The organism is Phenylobacterium sp., assembly GCF_035569475.1.
Classification (GTDB): Bacteria; Pseudomonadota; Alphaproteobacteria; order Caulobacterales; family Caulobacteraceae; genus Phenylobacterium.
The window spans coordinates 1-15,383 of record NZ_DATMNA010000053.1 but is presented as its reverse complement, the minus strand read 5'-3'; the positions used below and the strand labels follow the sequence as shown (position 1 = coordinate 15,383).

Here is a 15,383-nt window from a genome sequence, read left to right as displayed (position 1 = left end):
CCGGCCGCAAGCCCGGCACCAAGGTCTTCACCGTGCGCGACGCGCCGGGCGGCGCGCCCACCCTGATGCTGATGCCGTCACCCGAACTGGAAGCCGCCTGATGGAAGCCTTCACCCGCCTGGACGCCAAGATCGCGCCGCTGCCCCTGGCCAATATCGACACCGACCAGATCATCCCCAAGCAGTTCCTCAAGACCGTCGAGCGCCAGGGCCTGGCCAAGGGCCTGTTCTACGACCTGCGCTTCGAGGGCGAGGGCAAGGCGCGGCCGGACTTCGTGCTCAACCGGCCCGAGTACAAGGGCGCGGGCGTGCTGGTGGCCGGCGACAACTTCGGCTGCGGCTCGTCGCGCGAGCATGCCCCCTGGGCGCTGATGGACTTCGGCATCCGCTGCGTGGTCTCCACCAGCTTCGCCGACATCTTCTACAACAACTGCTTCCAGAACGGCCTCTTGCCGGTGGTCCTGCCCGCCGCCCAGGTCCAGGCGCTGATGGAGGAGGCCAAGGGCGGCAACCACCTGGTGACCGTCGACCTGGAAGCCCAGACCGTGGTGTCGCCCTCCGGCCAGGTCTTCGCCTTCGAGATCGACCCGGTCCGCAAGGAGAAGATGCTCAAGGGCCTCGACGCCATCGGCGAGACCCTGCAGGCCGCCGCCGACATCGACCTCTACGAGATGAAGGCCGCCCTTTCGAAGCCCTGGTTGGAGGACGCATGAGCGTCATCATCGCGGGCACGATGCGCGTGCCGCCGGAGAACCTGGCGGGCCTCAAGCCGCACATGCTGGCCATGCTGGCCGCCAGCCGGGCCGAGGACGGGTGCCTCACCTACTCCTACGGCGCGGACGTGGGGGAGCCCGGCCTGATCCGGGTGTTCGAGGCCTGGCGCGACCAGGCCGCCATCGACGCCCACTTCAAGACCCCGCACATGGCGGCATGGCGGGCCGCGGGCGCCCAGTTCGGGGTTTTCGACCGCAAGCTGATCGCCTACGAGACCGCCTCCGAACGCCCGCTCTAGCCCGAAGGCCCTTAAGTCCATGACCGACCTGCTGCTCCTGCCCGGCGACGGGATCGGGCCCGAAGTGACCGCCCAGGTGCGCCGCGTGGCCAACCGCCTGGCCAACGACCTGACCATCGACGAGCGGCCGTTCGGCGGCTCCAGTTTCGACCAGCTCGGCACGCCGCTGGCCGACGAGACCCTGGCGCAGGCCAAGGCCGCCAAGGCCGTGCTGATGGGCGCCGTGGGCGGCCCGCAGTGGGCCAACGCGCCGCGCGACAAGCGACCCGAAGCGGGCCTGCTCGGCCTGCGGGCCGGCATGGGGGTGTTCGCCAACCTGCGCCCCGCGCTCTGCTTCCAGCCCCTGGCCGGCGCCTCGTCGCTGAAGCGGGAACTGATCGAGGGCCTAGACTTCATGATGGTCCGCGAGCTGACCGGCGGGGTCTATTTCGGCCAGCCGCGGTTCATCGAAGACCTGCCCGGTGGCGGCCAGCGCGCGGTCGACACCCAGGTCTACACCACCATGGAGATCGAGCGGATCGCCCGGGTGGCCTTCGAACTGGCCCGCGGGCGGCGCAACAAGGTCCACAGCGCCGAGAAGTCGAACGTGATGGAGACCGGCCTCCTGTGGCGCCGGGTGGTCACCGCGCTTCACGAGCGCGAATACGCCGACGTCGAGCTGGAGCACATCCTGGCCGACAACGCCGCCATGCAGATCGTCAAGAACCCCAAGCAGTTCGACGTCATGGTCACCGACAACCTGTTCGGCGACATCCTGTCGGACGCCGCGGCCCAGCTCACCGGCTCGCTCGGCATGCTGCCGTCGGCCGCGCTGGGCGCGCCGGGGACGCCGGGCCTCTATGAGCCGATCCACGGCTCGGCGCCGGACATCGCCGGCAAGGGCATCGCCAATCCGCTGGCGGCGATCCTGTCCTTCGAGATGGCGCTTCGCTGGTCGCTGGACCGCGCGGACCTGGCCGACAAGCTGAAGGCCGCCGTCGGCGCGGCCCTGGAAAAGGGCGCCCGCACCCCCGACCTCGGCGGGCAGATGACCACCGTCCAGATGGCCGACGCGGTGCTGGCGGAGCTTTAGGTCGTTCGGCGTTCAAGTTGACGCGACGGCGTCCCCCCCTCAGCTTCGCTGACACCTCCCCCGAAGTGTACCCTTCGGGTGAGGAGCGGAGCATCGCTCCTCACCCGCACCGCAGAGTGCGGGGGAGGTGGATCGACGCGGGACGCGGCGAGACGGAGGGGGCGCACAGCTGATTCTACCAAGCCGCCGAACGCTCTAGGCGGGAGCTTCAGGCGCCCGATAGCTTCAGGCGCCAGGTTTCGCTGACCTCCGGCGCGCCGAAGGCGTCGTGGGTCCAGGTCGCCTCGAGTTCGAAGCCGGTCGCGGCGTAGATCGCCCGCGCCGCAATCAGCACCGCATGGGTCCAGAGCACCACCTCGCGGTAACCGGCGGCGCGCGCAAACGCGATGCATTCCTCGACCAGCCGCCGGCCAAGGCCCAGGCCCCGCGCCGCCGGCTCCAGCATCAGCAGGCGCAGGCGCGCGACGCCGGGGACCTCGTCCTTCACCAGGAAGACGCAGCCCAGCCGTTCCCCGCCGCGCTCGGCGATCCAGCACCGCTCCAACGCCGGATCGTGGCGGTCGAGGAAGTCGGCGCAGATCCGCGCGGTGACCGCCTCGATGTGGCCGTTCCAGCCGTATTCGCGGGCGTAGTTCACGCCGTGCCGCTCGGTGATCCAGCCCATGTCGCCGTTCCGGTGCGGCCTCAGGGTCACCGCGACCGGGGCTGGCGCGTCCAGCAGGGCCTCGACCTCGGCCATGGCGGCGGTCAGCCGCTGGCGCTGACGGCTGGAAAGGCCGCCGATCAAGCCCTCCACCAGCGCCGCCGAGCGCTGGTCGAAGGGTTCGAACACCGCCGCGCCGTGCGGCGTCAGGCGCAGGAGCGCGCTCCGGCCGTCCTCGGCGGAGCGTTCGCGGGCGACCACGCCGTCCCTCTCCAACCGCGCCACGATACGGCTGAGGTAGCCGGCATCCAGGCCGGCGATCTCGCCCACGGCCTTGGCGGTGATCCCGTCGGCCTTGGCGATCTCGTAGAGCACCCGGCCCTCGGCCACAGTGTAGGGCGTGCCGAGGTAGCCCTTCTCCAGCACGCCGATGGCGCGGGTGTAGAAGCGGTTGAACCGGCGCACGGCGGCGACAGGATCGGAAAGCTCGACGGACATGACGTTCTCCCGAACGCCAGCAAAGTCGCATTAGTTGACGGAGTCAACTAATTCTCAACCATACCTGTTATGCGGTTTCCTTGGCCGCCAGCACCGCGCGCGCCGCGGCGACGGTCCGCGCCACGTCAGCCTCCGTCGTGCGCCAGTTGCAGACGCTGACGCGCATGCAGCGGCGGGCGCGGAAGGTGACCCCGCCGAACAGGGCCTCGCCCGAGGCGTTGATCGCCGCGATCACCTGATCCGTGCGCGCGTCGTGGTCGGCGGGCGTCGCGCCGGGCGCGGTCGAGAGGAAGCGCACCAGGCCCTGGTTCAGGCCCGAGCCGGCCACGACCTCCGCGCCGGGCAGCGCGCCGATCCCGGCGACGAGCGCCTGGGCGTGGCGGCAGGTGCGGTCCACCAGGTCGGCCAGGCCCTCGCGGCCCAGCTCGCGCAGGGCCGCGTAAATGGCGAACCCCCGCGCGCGGCGGGAGAACTCCGGGTTCCAGTCGATCTGGTCGCGGGCCGCGCCGCCCGGCGGCAGGTAGCTGGTCGAAAGCGTCATGGCCGCGCGGTGCGCCGCCGCGTCGCGGATCAGGGCCACGCCGGAGTCGTAGGGCACGTTCAGGTACTTGTGCGCGTCGGTGGTCCAGGAATCGCAGAGCTCGATGCCACGCGCCAGGTCGCGGTGCGCCGGGCTGACCCGCGCCCACAGGCCGAAGGCCCCGTCCACGTGGGTCCAGGCGCCGGCGGCTCGGGCCATGGGCGCCAGGGCCTCGAAGGGGTCGAAGGCCGCGCGGTTCAGCTCGCCGGCCTGCAGCACGACGATGGTCGGCTGCGACGAGGTCTCCAACGCCCCGCGCAAGGTCTCCGGCGCCACGCGGCCCTCGTCGTCCGTGGGCAGGGCCACGATGTTGTCGGAGCCCAGGCCGATGAAACGCACCGCCCGGTCCACCGACCCGTGCCGCTCGGCGTTGGCCAGTACCCGGATCGGCGGCGCGCCGGCCAGGCCCTGGCGCTCCACATCCCAGCCGCGGTCGCGCAGCACCGCGTGGCGGGCGGCGGCCAGGCAGGTGGCGTGCGCCATCTGGGTGCCGGTGACGAAGCCGACGCTGGCCTCGCCCGGAAGGCCGAACAGGTCCTTGAGCCAGCCCGCGGCGACCTCCTCCACGACCGAGGCGGCCGGGCCGCAGGCGTGGATGCCGGCGTTCTGGTCCCAGGCGGTGGTCAGCCAGTCGGCAGCCATGGCCGAAGGCAGGCCCCCGCCGATCACCCAGCCGAAGAACCGCCCGCTCTGCGAGCCCAGGATCCCGCCGGCGACGTCGGCCGCGAGATCGTCGACGACCGTCACGGCGTCCACGCCCCGGTCGGCCAGCGGCCGTCCCAGGCGCCCGCGCATTTCCTCCAGGGTGGCGGTGGTCGCCACCGGGCGGGCGTCGAGGCCGTCGAGCCAGACCAGGGCGTGCTCGGCGGCCCGCGTCAGGGCGGCGCGCGTGGATCTCTCGGTCGGCATGGGGTTCCTCCAGGCGCGGGAGATGAGGCGGCGGCGCAGGTCTCGTCAACGGGGCGATGGCGACATTCGGAAGGGTCATTCCGCCTTGCCAGTCCGCGCCGCCGCGTGATCCTCTCAGGTCCGAAGAGGCGGCGAGGGGAGCATCCGATGGCGCACTGGCTGGTGAAGTCGGAGCCGAACAAGTACGCGTTTTCCGACCTGCAGCGGGACGGCAAGACCGTCTGGGACGGGGTGCGCAACAACGCCGCCGCCCTGCACCTGAAGGCCATGAAGGTCGGCGAGGAGGTGCTCTACTACCACTCCCAGGAGGGCCTGGAGGTGGTGGGCGTGGCCAAGGTCGTGAAGGAGGCCTTCCTCGACCCCAGCGATCCCGCCGGCCGGTTCGTGGCCGTCGAACTGGCGCCGGTCCGCGCCCTGCCCAAACCCGTCAGTCTGGCGGCGATGAAGGCCAACCCCGCGCTGGCGAGCCTGGAGATGATCCGCCAGGGCCGCCTGTCGGTGTCCCCGGTGCGCGACGCCGAGTGGGCGGCGATCCTGAAGATGGCGGGCGAGTAGCCGCTATTTCACCGGCGTCGGATTGGGTCCGGTCCAGGTCCAGCCGGCGATCTTCCAGCCGTCGGCGGTCTTCCTCATGGCGAACGTCATCTGGGCCGGCTCGTGCATGGCCATGCCGTTCTGCTTGAAGTTGTAGGTCGCCGCGAAAACCAGATAGGCGGTCTTGCCCGACACCACCTCGCGCTTCACGGCGCCGAGGACGACGGCCTCCTCGGAAATCCCGTGCGCCATGTCGTCCTTCGCCAGGTCGGCGGCCCAGGTGGCGAAGGCCTTGGGGCCCACCCAGAGGTGCGGCGGAACCTCGTCGATGATCGAGACCGAGGGCAGGTGGGTCGCCGCGGCGCCCGTGGCGTCGCCCTTGTCGAAATCGTCGATGAACTGATGGATCGGCGCCTCGATCGCCGCATTCCCCGCCGCGACGGCGGCCGACGCCGACGCGGCGGCGGCCAGACAGGCCAGTCCCAGAACTGCAAACTTCATGATGCCCCCCAGCATTTGCGACCGGCGTTCGATGTAACACCGATCCCGGAAAGGGCCTAGGTCGCCTCGATCGTCATCTGGGTCTGGGTGACCAGGGCCAGCAGCTTGCCCTCGTCGTTGGTGATGCGGGTCTGCCAGACGCTGGAACGGCGTCCGACGTGCAGGGGCGTCGCCTCGCCGATCACCGTCGAGCTGACGGGCGCCCCGCGCAGGAAATTGGTCTTGCTCTCAAGCGTCGTGGTGCGCGTTCCCGGCGCCAGGTTCAGCACCCCGCCGATCGCCCCCAGCGCATCGGCGAAGGCCATGTAGGCGCCGCCGTGCAGGATCCCGCCGGAGGTGCAGAGGTCCTCGCGCACCACGAGGCGGCCGACCACCCGGGTCTTCTCCCGCTCGACGATCTCGACGCCCATCAGGTCCGAGAAGGGCATGCCGGTGGGCGCGGGCGCGGCGGTGTCGGACATCAAGCAATCCCCTCACAGGAGCATCGTCAGATGCCACCTGGCCTTAGTTCTCATGGACGATGCGAGCCTTCGGGCCTGGGCAAGTCAAGGACCGGCCCTTGGCCGGCCGCCCCGCGGCGCGCCGCCGGCGCGTCCTTGAGTTGCCCAGGCCCGAAGGCAAACTGGCCGCCATGAGATTTAAGCCCGAGACCGCCGGGCCTTGGGGGTCGGGAAATCGCCGAACGCGGGTTGCGCCCACGCCACGGCCACGCCATCTCAGCGCTTCTGCAAGCCGTGCGAGCTATGCTCGCCTTGCCTCCGCCCCGTTCGAAGCGTAACGGAACGCTCCCTCAAGACTAGGAGAAGTGCGATGGGTTACCGGGTCGCCGTCGTCGGCGCCACGGGCAACGTGGGCCGCGAGATGCTGAACATCCTCGAGGAAGTGAACTTCCCCGTGGAGAAGATTCACGCGATCGCCTCGCGCAAATCCATCGGCATGGAAGTCAATTTCGGCGACCAGATCGTCCGCTGCGAGGACATCGCCCAGTTCGACTTCTCGCGCGTGGACCTCGTCCTGATGAGCGTCTCCGGAACCTTCTCCAAGGAATGGTCGCCGAAGATCGCCGCGGCCGGCCCCATCGTCATCGACAACTCGTCGGCCTGGCGCATGGACCCGGACGTCCCGCTGGTCGTGCCGGAGGTCAATCCGGACGACGTTGAGTGGGCGGACCGAAAGAACATCATCGCCAACCCCAACTGCTCCACCGCCCAACTGGTCGTGGCGCTGAAGCCCCTGCACGACCGGGCGCGGATCAAGCGGGTGGTGGTCTCGACCTACCAATCGGTCTCGGGCGCCGGCAAGGAGGGCATGGACGAGCTGTTCGACCAGACGAAGAACGTCTTCGTCCTGGGCGCCACGCCGCCGAAGAAATTCCCCAAGCAGATCGCCTTCAACGTCATCCCCTTCATCGGCGCCTTCAAGGACGACGGCTACACCGACGAAGAGCAGAAGATGTGGGACGAGACGCACAAGATGCTCGACCCGGACATCAAGCTGACGGTGACCTGCGTGCGGGTGCCGGTGATGGTCGGCCACTCCGAGGCGGTGAACATCGAGTTCCACGAGCCGCTCGACGAGGACGAGGCGCGCGACATCCTGCGCGAAAGCCCCGGCCTGATCGTCATCGATCAGCGCAACGACACCGGCTACATGACGCCCAAGGAAGCCCAGGGCGAGTTCCCGGTGTTCGTCAGCCGCATCCGCAACGACCCGACCGTCGAGCACGGGCTGAACCTGTGGGTGGTCGCCGACAACCTGCGCAAAGGCGCCGCCCTCAACGCCGTGCAGATCGCCGAGCTGCTCCACGAGCGCGGCCTGATCCGCCAGAAAGCCATCGCCTGACGGTGGTGGCCCACCCGCCGTGGTCGCGCGGGGATTCATGATTTGTTCTTGCTTCTGGGCGAGCTGGAATCTAGCTTGGCCTTAGGCCGGGATAGAATTCCTGGATCAATTTTTTGGCTGCAGGAGGCGAAGCTTGGGATCGCTGTCGATTTGGCATTGGCTGGTGCTCGTGGCCGCGCTCGCCACCATGATTCCCGCTAGCAAGGCGCTGTCGCGGGTCGGACTGAGCCCCTGGTGGGCGATCCTGAGCGTGATCCCGGTCGTCGGTTGGTTCGGAATCTGGGCCTTCGCCTATTCTCGATGGCCGAAGCTTGATGTCGCACCGCAAAGCTAGCAATTGAGGGCTTCAAAAGGTTCGAAGCTTTGATCGCCGCCAACGCCAAGTCAGCGTCGGGCGAATCCCGCCTGGCGCTGACTGCGGGGATCGTCTGCTACCTCATCTGGGGGATCGTCCCGCTGGTGTTCCAGGCCATGGGGCGCCTCGGAATCTCGCCCTGGGAGATCCTCGCCAACCGCACCGTCTGGGCGGTTCCCATGGCGCTGCTGTTCGTCCTGGCCGCGCGCCAGGGCGGCGAGGTGTTGGCGGCGTTCCGCAACCCGCGGTCGCTGGCGTGGCTCGCCCTGTCGTCGGTGCTGATCTGCGCCAACTGGTCGATCTACATCTGGGCGGTGAACTCGGGCCGCGTGCTGGAGACCGCGCTCGGCTACTACATCAACCCGCTGCTCGGCATGGCCGCCGGCGCCCTGCTGTTCCAGGAGAAGATCGACCGGCTGGGCTATGTCGCCATCGCGCTGGCGGCGCTGGGCGTCGTCGTGCAGGCGGTGGCGGTCGGCGGCCTGCCCATCGTCTCCCTGGCCCTCGCCGTCAGCTTCGGTGGCTACGGCATCGTGCGCAAGCGGGTCGCGGTCTCGGCCCAGGCGGGCCTCCTGGTGGAGTGCCTGCTGCTGGCCGGCCCAGGCCTCGCCTATGTGCTGTGGCTCCAGAAGACCGGCGCCGGCCACCTGACGGCGAACCTGCCCTCGACCCTGTGGCTGCTGTCCTGCGGGCCGTTCACCGCGGTGCCCCTGGTGCTGTTCTCCTGGGCGGCGCGGCGCATCCCCCTGTCCTCGCTGGGCTTCCTGCAGTTCCTCGGGCCCACCACCGGCTTCGCCGTGGGGGTGCTGGAGGGCGAGGCCTTCACGCCGCTCAGGGGCCTGTCGTTCCTGTTCATCTGGAGCGGCGCCGTGGTCTTCGCCTGGGCGGCCTGGAAACGATCGCGGCCGGAACTGCGGGCGCTGGAGCTGACCGAGCCCGCCGAATGACCAAAGCTTAACTGGGCCGCCCGGCGCGGTGCCCTTAGCTTGGCCGCGAGGCAGGAGGAGCCGCGCCGATGCCGAAGCTGTTCGCCGGAGCCGCCGTGGCGGCCGCTATGCTGGGCGCCTGGCTGCCCGCCCGCGCCTCAGCGCCCGAGGCGCCCCAGCCGCCGCCGGCGTTCGACCAGCAGGCCGAGACGGTCACCGCCCGCGCCCATCTGGTCTTCGCCAACGCGGTCGACCCGCCAGTCGTCGGCGATCTGACGGTGATCCAGCAAGGCCCCGACCTGGCGGTGGTGAAGACCAGCTTCCGGCTCGCCCAGCCGCCGCCGACCGCCCCGACCGCCGCGCCGTGCCCGGACGGTCGGGACCATGCGGCTCCTGCCGGGAGGACGCGAGGCTAGATACCGTCATCAAGCCTTCGCAGGACGCACGCAGACCTCTCCCCAGCGATTCTGCGCCGCTTGACGGGCCGCCTCTGCGCGGCGCCCACTCCCGTCCGGCGGCCACGGTCAAGCTGAACGCCCGGAGACGAGAGCATGCGCCCCATCCGCCCCCTGTTGCTGGCCGGCCTGTCCGCCGCGCTCGCCACCGCCGCCCTGGGGGCCGCCCCCGACTCAAGGCCGCGGCCGATCGGCGAGGCGACCACCCAGCTTCCGGGCCCGGTCCCGGGCGGCGGCTTCGACCTGCCGAACGGCTGGCGGATCACCCCGGCCGGCAGGGCGGTCGCCGACCTGGGCGACCTGGTGCTGAAGATGGTCGTGTCGCCGGACGGCAAGGTGATCGTCGCCGGCCATGGCGGCTACCTGCCCCACGGGCTCAGCGTCATCGACGCCAGGACCCACAAGGTGGTGCAAGAGGTCCCGCTGAAGACCGCCTGGCTGGGCCTGGCCTGGTCGGGCGACGGCCACACGCTCTATGTCTCGGGCGGCAACGCCAACGGCGAGAAGAAGATCGAGGCCTCCCTGGCGCCGATCTATGCGCTCGCCTACCGCAACGGGCGGTTCGATCCCAAGCCCGTCGCCGAGTTCCGGGACACGCTGCCCACCGAGCAGACCTGGTGGTCGGGCGTCCTGTCGGATCCCAGGCGCGGCCTGGTCTGGGCCGCCAATCGCGGGACCTCCATGACCGCCACCGACGTGGTGGCTTTCGACGCCAAGAGCGGGGCGATCCGCAAGCGGGTGCGGGTGGGCGTCAGCCCCTACGAACTGGCGCTGGCCGCCGACGGCAAGCGGCTGTTCGTCTCCAACTGGGGCGACAAGACCGTCAGCGTGGTCGACGTGGCGAGCCAGAAGGTCATCAAGACCATCCCCGTGGGCTTCAATCCCAACGACATGCTGCTGGCGGCGGACGGGCGCCTGTTCGTCGCCTGCTCCAACGAGAACACCGTCTATGTGATCGACACCCGGACCCTGGAGGTGATGCAGGTCATCTCCACGGCCCTCTATCCGAAGGCGCCCGAGGGCTCGACGCCCAATTCCCTGGCGCTGGACGCCAAGCGCAAGCTGCTGTTCGTGGCCAACGCCGACAACAACGACGTGGCCGTGGTCGACGTGGCCAAGCGCGCGACCAGCCAGGTCCTGGGTTTCATCCCCGCCGGCTGGTATCCTTCGGCCCTGACCCTGGGCGAGGCCGGCCAGGCGCTCTACATCGGCTCGACCAAGGGCGAATCCGGGCACCCGACCCTGAAAGGGCCGACCAGTCCGCTGGCCTCCAAGTTCGGCGGCGACGAGACGATCAAGACCCTGCAGCGCAGCAGCGTCGAGCGCCTGCCCCTGGCCGGGCTGAGGACGAAGCTCGCGGGCTGGACCAAAAAGGTCTTCGCCAACACCCCCTACAACGACGCCCTGCTCGCCGAGGCGCGTCCGCCCGCCGGCCCGACCATCATGCCGAGCAAGGTCGGCGCGGGCTCGCCGATCAAGCACGTCATCTACATCATCAAGGAAAACCGGACCTACGATCAGGTCTACGGCGACCTGGCCCACACCAACGGCGACCCGCGCCTGGCGATCTTCGGCCGCCAGATCACCCCCAACCAGCACGCCATGGCCGAACAGTATGCGGCGTTCGACAACTGCTACGCCGACGGCGACGTGAGCCAGGACGGGCACTCCTGGGCCAATGCGGCCTACGCCACCGACCAGAACGAGAAGTCCTGGCCCGCCAACTACGGCGGCCACAGCCAGGCGCAGAACCGCTCGCTCGCCTACATGCCGTCGTCCGGCTACCTGTGGGATGCGGCGCGTCGCAAGGGCCTGACCTACCGCAGCTATGGCGAATATGCGACGCGGGCCTCCACCGGCGAGCCGATGTCGAGCGTGCCCGGCGCCAACGGCCTGATCGGCCACGTCTCGCCCAACTACCTGCAGAACCGCGTGCGCGACACCGAGAACGCCAAGGTCTTCCTCGACGAGTTCGCGGCCTATGAGGCGAACTACGACAGCCGCGACCCGGAAAAGCGCCTGCCGAACTACATCGTCATGTCCATGCAGGAGAACCACACCCACGGGACCGACCCGAAGTCGTTCAGCCCGCGGGCGATGGTCGCCAACCAGGACGTGGCCCTCGGCCAGATGATCGAACGGCTGACCCACAGCCGCTATTGGCCGCAGATGGCGATCTTCATCATGGAAGACGACGCCCAGGACGGCCCCGACCACGTCGACGCCCGGCGCACGGCCTGCCTGGTGATCAGCCCCTACATCAAGCGCGGAATCGTCGATTCCACCCTCTACACCACCAGTTCGATGGTGCGGTCGATCGAGCTCCTGCTCGGCATGCCGCCGCTCAGCCAGTACGACGCCGCGGCGACGCCGTTCTATGCGGCCTTCGGGACCACGGCCGACCTGACGGGTTTCAAGGGCCTGCCGGCCCAGTGGGACGTCAACGAGAAGAACCCGCCCGATGCCTACGGGGCCCGCGAGAGCGCCCGCATGGACTGGTCCGACGCCGACCGCGCCCCGGTGCGGCGGCTGAACGAAATCATCTGGAAGAGCGTCAAGGGCGCCGGCTCACCCATGCCGCCGCCGGTGCACCGCTACCGCGCCGTGGTCCACGCGGCGGATTAGAGGCTCGCGTAGGCCGCCTCGATCAGCCGCCGGGGCCGGCGGTCGCCCAGCAGGTCGGTGGACTGCTTGTTCATCACATAGGCGCCGGCGAGCCTGCGTTCGGGGTCGGCGAAGGCGCAGGAGCCGCCCCAGCCGGAGTGGCCAAACGTCTGGTCGCCGGGTCCCCAGGGGTGGACGGCCGCGTTGCGCATGAATCCTGCGCCCCAGCTCATCTCGAAGGGCAGCACCAGGTCCTGCCCTCGGATGCGCTCGCGCGCCGCCTCGGCGATCAGGGCCGGCGACAGGATGTCCTCGCCGTCCAGCCAGCCGTCGTTGGCCAGCGCCCCCATCAGCCGGGCCAGGGCCAGCGCCGTCGCCTGGCCGGTGGCCGACGGCAGCTCCAGCCGCCGGAGCGCCGCCGCGCCCTGGCCGCCCGGTTGGGCCCAGGGCGTCAGGAAGGCCGCGCGGGTCGGCTCGTTGCGCCGGCCGAAGTCCGGCAGGGCGTTGGGCCGCTGCAGCTCGGCGACCCGGTCGAACTCGCTGTCGGGAATGCCGATCCACAGGTCCAGGCCGAAGGGCTCGGCCAGGTCCTGGCGCAAGGCCTTGGCCATGGTGCGCCCCTCCACGCGCCGGAAGATCTCGCCGGCCAGGTAGCCGAAGGTGATCGGGTGATAGCCGCTGGCCGTGCCCGGCGGCCACATGGGCGCCATGGAGGCGAGCTTGGCGCAGATCGCGTCCCAGTCGAACCACAGGGCCGGATCCATCTGGTCGGCGAACCCCGGCAGTCCCTCCTGGTGGGACATAACCTGCTCGACGGTGACCGCCGCCTTGCCGGCCTGGGCGAATTCCGGCCACACCGAGGCGACCGTCTGGGCGTAGTCCAGCTTCCCGGCGTCGACCAGGCGGGCGATGAGCAGGGCGGCGATGGCCTTGGTGGTGGAGAAGATCGGCGTCAGGGTCCGCTCATCGAACGGCCGGGTGCGGCCGCGGTCGGCGAATCCCGCCCAGATGTCCAGCACCGTCTCGCCCGCCTCCACCAGGGCGAAGCGCGCGCCCAGCTCCTCGCCGGCGTCGAAGTTGGCTGCGAACGCGTCCTTGACCGCCGCGAAACGGCTGGGCGCGAGGCCTGAGATTTCCACCATCTAGAGCGTCGCCCTCTGCTCGAAACCCAAACTGCCGTCGTCCTCGGCCGGCGTCACCGTCACCGAGGCCACCCGCGCGCCGGAGGGGCCCTCGTGGCAGGCGTCGGCCAATTGCCGGAGCGCCTGCGCCTCGCCGATGGCCAGGATCTCCACGGATTCGTCGGCGCGGTTGCGCACCCATCCGTCGAGGCCGAGGCGCCGGGCGGCCTGCACCGCCCACCAGCGGTAGCCCACGCCCTGGACGCGCCCTTCCACCCGCAGAGAGGCCGCCTGTCGCGCCATGCCCGGAGTCCTGATCGCCTCGGTCAGAGCCGCTCTATACGCAAGGGCGCGGTCGGGCGCACCAGCCGCTCGCCGAGGGCGATGATCGGCAGGTCCGGCGCGGCCCAATCCTGGGCGGCGCTCACCGTCTCGCTGGCGGCGCGGGCGGCCCGTTCAGCGGCGGCGTAGGGCGTCAGGCCCTCCACCAGGCCCGCGCCGAAGCTGGCGGCGACCAGGTCGCCCGTGCCGTTGGGCGCCTGGGCTAGGCGGGGGTGGGCGAAGAGCGTGGCCGTCTCGGCCTCGACCAGCAGCAGGCCGATCTCGCCAGGGCCGGCGGGCGACGAGGTGACCAGGGCGGGCTTGCCCAGCCGGCGGGCGGCGGCGGCGGCGGCGGCGGGATCGGCCGGCTCTGCGCCGGCCAGATGCGCCAGCTCCCAGAGGTTCGGGGTGATCCAGTCGGCCAGGGGCACCAGCCGCTCGGCCACCGCCCGCGCCACCTCCGGCTTCACATAGAGGCCGTTGGGCGCATCGCCCAGGATCGGGTCGACCACCACCACCGGCGCGCGCGAGGAGGCCGCCTGGATCCGGGCCAGGGCGTCGGCGGCGATCTCCACCTGCTCGGCCGAGGAAAAGTGGCCGGTGATCACCAGGTCGACCATCCCGAACAGGGCGTCGGCCTCCACGTCGGCCAGCATCCGGGCGAAAAGCTCCGGCGGGGTCGCCTGGCCGCCCGACCCGCGGGCCGGGTTGCGGCCCATCATCACCGTCGGCACCAGCACCGGATCGATCCGGTGCGCCGCCAGCACATATTGCTGCGCCGCGCCGCCGATCCGGCTGGCGGCGACGAAGGAGGAGAGAATCAGGGCGAGCGGCACCATGGGGGTCTATCGCAACCCGAGGTTGGACGCAGCCCTCGGAGGCCCCCGCCGCACCTGCAACCAGTGCGGCAGTCGCTTCGGGGGATGCGTCGCCGCCGCCGCGCCCATCCTAGTAGCGGTAGTGATCCGGCTTGAACGGTCCCTGCGGGGTCACGCCGATGTAGTCCGCCTGGTCCTTCGACAACGTGGTCAGTTTCGCGCCCAGCTTGCCCAGGTGCAGCATGGCGACCTTTTCGTCGAGGTGCTTGGGCAGGGTGTAGACCTTGGTCTGGTACTTGGCCCCTTGGGTCCAGAGTTCGATCTGGGCCAGGGTCTGGTTGGTGAAGCTGGCGCTCATCACGAAGCTCGGGTGGCCGGTGGCGTTGCCGAGGTTCACCAGGCGGCCTTCCGACAGCACGATGATCTTCTTGCCGTCCGGGAATTCCACGTGGTGGACCTGCGGCTTGATCTCGTCCCACTTGAAGTTGCGCAGGCCGGCGATCTGGATCTCGCTGTCGAAGTGGCCGATGTTGGCGACGATGGCGTTGTTCTTCATCGCCCGCATGTGGTCGACGGTGAGCACGTCCTTGTTGCCGGTGGCGGTGATGAAGATGTCGGCGCGGTCGGCCACGTCCTCGACGGTGACCACCTCGTAGCCTTCCATGGCCGCCTGCAGGGCGCAGATCGGATCGACCTCGGTGACCATCACCCGCGCCCCGCCGTTGCGGAGGCTGGCGGCCGAGCCCTTGCCCACGTCGCCGTAGCCCAGGACCACCGCGGTCTTGCCGGCCAGCATGACGTCGGTGCCGCGGCGGATGGCGTCCACCAGGCTCTCGCGGCAGCCGTAGAGGTTGTCGAACTTCGACTTGGTGACGCTGTCGTTGACGTTGATCGCCGGGAACGGCAGCTCGCCGCGCTCGGCCATCTGGTAGAGGCGGTGGACGCCGGTGGTGGTCTCTTCCGACACGCCCTTGATGGCGTCGCGGATCGCCGAATAGAAGCCGGGCTTCTCCTTCAGGTAGCGCTTCATCACCGCGTAGAGCGCCTCTTCCTCCTCGTTCGCCGGATGGTCGAGGACAGAGGGGTCCGCCTCCGCCTTGGGGCCAAGCACGCAGAGCAGGGTGGCGTCGCCGCCGTCGTCGAGGATCAGGTTCGGATAGCCGCCGTCGCTCCACTCGAAGATCCGGTGGGCG

The 15,383-nt window shown here is 70.1% G+C and carries 17 protein-coding genes; 9 read left to right on the top strand and 8 right to left on the bottom strand.

What is annotated here, in order from left to right:
- Positions 1–100: 100 nt before the first annotated feature.
- The 3 genes from leuD to leuB are packed head-to-tail and all read left to right on the top strand — an operon-like array spanning position 101 to position 2,083.
- Positions 101–712 (top strand): 3-isopropylmalate dehydratase small subunit, encoded by a 612-nt coding sequence (gene leuD, locus VNW53_RS08760; protein WP_325555071.1) that lies wholly within the window; start codon positions 101–103, stop codon positions 710–712.
- Positions 709–1,011 carry a putative quinol monooxygenase gene (locus VNW53_RS08755; RefSeq protein WP_325555069.1) on the top strand — a complete coding sequence of 101 codons (303 nt, stop codon included), beginning with the start codon at positions 709–711 and terminating at the stop codon, positions 1,009–1,011. Before leuD ends, VNW53_RS08755 begins: the two co-directional genes overlap by 4 nt.
- A gap of 19 nt (positions 1,012–1,030) precedes the next feature.
- Entirely contained in the window at positions 1,031–2,083 is a 1,053-nt protein-coding gene (gene leuB, locus VNW53_RS08750) for a 3-isopropylmalate dehydrogenase (RefSeq protein ID WP_325555068.1), read from the top strand.
- Positions 2,084–2,291: 208 nt separating this feature from the next.
- Here leuB and VNW53_RS08745 read toward each other — a convergent pair whose 3' ends face one another.
- Both VNW53_RS08745 and VNW53_RS08740 read right to left on the bottom strand, forming a co-directional pair.
- On the bottom strand, positions 2,292–3,224 hold the full coding sequence (locus tag VNW53_RS08745; protein WP_325555067.1) for a bifunctional helix-turn-helix transcriptional regulator/GNAT family N-acetyltransferase: 933 nt from the start codon (positions 3,222–3,224) through the stop codon (positions 2,292–2,294).
- Between the two features lie 67 nt (positions 3,225–3,291).
- On the bottom strand, positions 3,292–4,713 hold the full coding sequence (locus VNW53_RS08740) for a pyridoxal phosphate-dependent decarboxylase family protein (protein ID WP_325555065.1): 1,422 nt from the start codon (positions 4,711–4,713) through the stop codon (positions 3,292–3,294).
- A gap of 147 nt (positions 4,714–4,860) precedes the next feature.
- Here VNW53_RS08740 and VNW53_RS08735 point away from each other — a divergent pair, with 147 nt between their 5' ends.
- Entirely contained in the window at positions 4,861–5,268 is a 408-nt protein-coding gene (locus VNW53_RS08735) for an EVE domain-containing protein (RefSeq protein WP_325555064.1), read from the top strand.
- 3 nt (positions 5,269–5,271) lie between these two features.
- On the opposite strand, the gene VNW53_RS08730 is transcribed toward VNW53_RS08735, so the two are convergent.
- The gene (locus VNW53_RS08730) at positions 5,272–5,748 is read right to left on the bottom strand and encodes a nuclear transport factor 2 family protein (RefSeq protein ID WP_325555062.1); all 477 of its coding nucleotides are present in this window, start codon (positions 5,746–5,748) and stop codon (positions 5,272–5,274) included.
- A 56-nt stretch (positions 5,749–5,804) separates the two neighbouring features.
- Positions 5,805–6,209 (bottom strand): PaaI family thioesterase, encoded by a 405-nt coding sequence (locus tag VNW53_RS08725; RefSeq protein WP_325555061.1) that lies wholly within the window; start codon positions 6,207–6,209, stop codon positions 5,805–5,807.
- Positions 6,210–6,558: 349 nt separating this feature from the next.
- Between VNW53_RS08725 and VNW53_RS08720 the strand changes: the two genes are divergently transcribed.
- The 5 genes from VNW53_RS08720 (at position 6,559) to VNW53_RS08700 (ending at position 11,951) form a co-directional block, all read left to right on the top strand.
- Positions 6,559–7,590: an aspartate-semialdehyde dehydrogenase gene (locus VNW53_RS08720; RefSeq protein ID WP_325555059.1), complete on the top strand. Its 1,032-nt coding sequence runs from the start codon at positions 6,559–6,561 to the stop codon at positions 7,588–7,590.
- A gap of 133 nt (positions 7,591–7,723) precedes the next feature.
- On the top strand, positions 7,724–7,924 hold the full coding sequence (locus VNW53_RS08715) for a hypothetical protein (RefSeq protein ID WP_325555058.1): 201 nt from the start codon (positions 7,724–7,726) through the stop codon (positions 7,922–7,924).
- 29 nt (positions 7,925–7,953) lie between these two features.
- Positions 7,954–8,892: an EamA family transporter RarD gene (rarD, locus tag VNW53_RS08710; protein ID WP_325555057.1), complete on the top strand. Its 939-nt coding sequence runs from the start codon at positions 7,954–7,956 to the stop codon at positions 8,890–8,892.
- A gap of 68 nt (positions 8,893–8,960) precedes the next feature.
- The gene (locus tag VNW53_RS08705; protein ID WP_325555056.1) at positions 8,961–9,287 is read left to right on the top strand and encodes a hypothetical protein; all 327 of its coding nucleotides are present in this window, start codon (positions 8,961–8,963) and stop codon (positions 9,285–9,287) included.
- A gap of 135 nt (positions 9,288–9,422) precedes the next feature.
- Positions 9,423–11,951 carry a bifunctional YncE family protein/alkaline phosphatase family protein gene (locus VNW53_RS08700; protein ID WP_325555055.1) on the top strand — a complete coding sequence of 843 codons (2,529 nt, stop codon included), beginning with the start codon at positions 9,423–9,425 and terminating at the stop codon, positions 11,949–11,951.
- Here VNW53_RS08700 and VNW53_RS08695 read toward each other — a convergent pair.
- The 4 genes from VNW53_RS08695 to VNW53_RS08680 all read right to left on the bottom strand — a co-directional run.
- Positions 11,948–13,072, bottom strand: a complete 1,125-nt coding sequence (locus tag VNW53_RS08695; protein ID WP_325555054.1) for a serine hydrolase domain-containing protein — start codon at positions 13,070–13,072, stop codon at positions 11,948–11,950. The genes VNW53_RS08700 and VNW53_RS08695 overlap by 4 nt on opposite strands.
- A complete protein-coding gene (locus VNW53_RS08690) occupies positions 13,073–13,354 on the bottom strand; it encodes an acylphosphatase (protein ID WP_325555053.1) in 282 nt (93 codons plus the stop codon).
- A gap of 23 nt (positions 13,355–13,377) precedes the next feature.
- Positions 13,378–14,211, bottom strand: coding sequence for a PfkB family carbohydrate kinase (locus tag VNW53_RS08685; protein WP_325555052.1), 834 nt, complete (start codon positions 14,209–14,211; stop codon positions 13,378–13,380).
- A gap of 109 nt (positions 14,212–14,320) precedes the next feature.
- Positions 14,321–15,383: adenosylhomocysteinase (locus VNW53_RS08680; RefSeq protein ID WP_325555051.1), on the bottom strand; the 1,063-nt coding region annotated here is incomplete at its 5' end.

Coding starts and splice junctions, on each gene's coding strand:
- VNW53_RS08730 (WP_325555062.1), bottom strand. CDS start 5,748: ATGAAGTTTGCAGTTCTGGGACTGGCCTGTCTGGCCGCCGCCGCGTCG.
- VNW53_RS08695 (WP_325555054.1), bottom strand. CDS start 13,072: ATGGTGGAAATCTCAGGCCTCGCGCCCAGCCGTTTCGCGGCGGTCAAG.
- leuD (WP_325555071.1), top strand. CDS start 101: ATGGAAGCCTTCACCCGCCTGGACGCCAAGATCGCGCCGCTGCCCCTG.
- VNW53_RS08685 (WP_325555052.1), bottom strand. CDS start 14,211: ATGGTGCCGCTCGCCCTGATTCTCTCCTCCTTCGTCGCCGCCAGCCGG.
- VNW53_RS08720 (WP_325555059.1), top strand. CDS start 6,559: ATGGGTTACCGGGTCGCCGTCGTCGGCGCCACGGGCAACGTGGGCCGC.
- leuB (WP_325555068.1), top strand. CDS start 1,031: ATGACCGACCTGCTGCTCCTGCCCGGCGACGGGATCGGGCCCGAAGTG.
- VNW53_RS08690 (WP_325555053.1), bottom strand. CDS start 13,354: ATGGCGCGACAGGCGGCCTCTCTGCGGGTGGAAGGGCGCGTCCAGGGC.
- VNW53_RS08700 (WP_325555055.1), top strand. CDS start 9,423: ATGCGCCCCATCCGCCCCCTGTTGCTGGCCGGCCTGTCCGCCGCGCTC.
- VNW53_RS08705 (WP_325555056.1), top strand. CDS start 8,961: ATGCCGAAGCTGTTCGCCGGAGCCGCCGTGGCGGCCGCTATGCTGGGC.
- VNW53_RS08725 (WP_325555061.1), bottom strand. CDS start 6,209: ATGTCCGACACCGCCGCGCCCGCGCCCACCGGCATGCCCTTCTCGGAC.
- VNW53_RS08735 (WP_325555064.1), top strand. CDS start 4,861: ATGGCGCACTGGCTGGTGAAGTCGGAGCCGAACAAGTACGCGTTTTCC.
- VNW53_RS08755 (WP_325555069.1), top strand. CDS start 709: ATGAGCGTCATCATCGCGGGCACGATGCGCGTGCCGCCGGAGAACCTG.
- VNW53_RS08745 (WP_325555067.1), bottom strand. CDS start 3,224: ATGTCCGTCGAGCTTTCCGATCCTGTCGCCGCCGTGCGCCGGTTCAAC.
- VNW53_RS08740 (WP_325555065.1), bottom strand. CDS start 4,713: ATGCCGACCGAGAGATCCACGCGCGCCGCCCTGACGCGGGCCGCCGAG.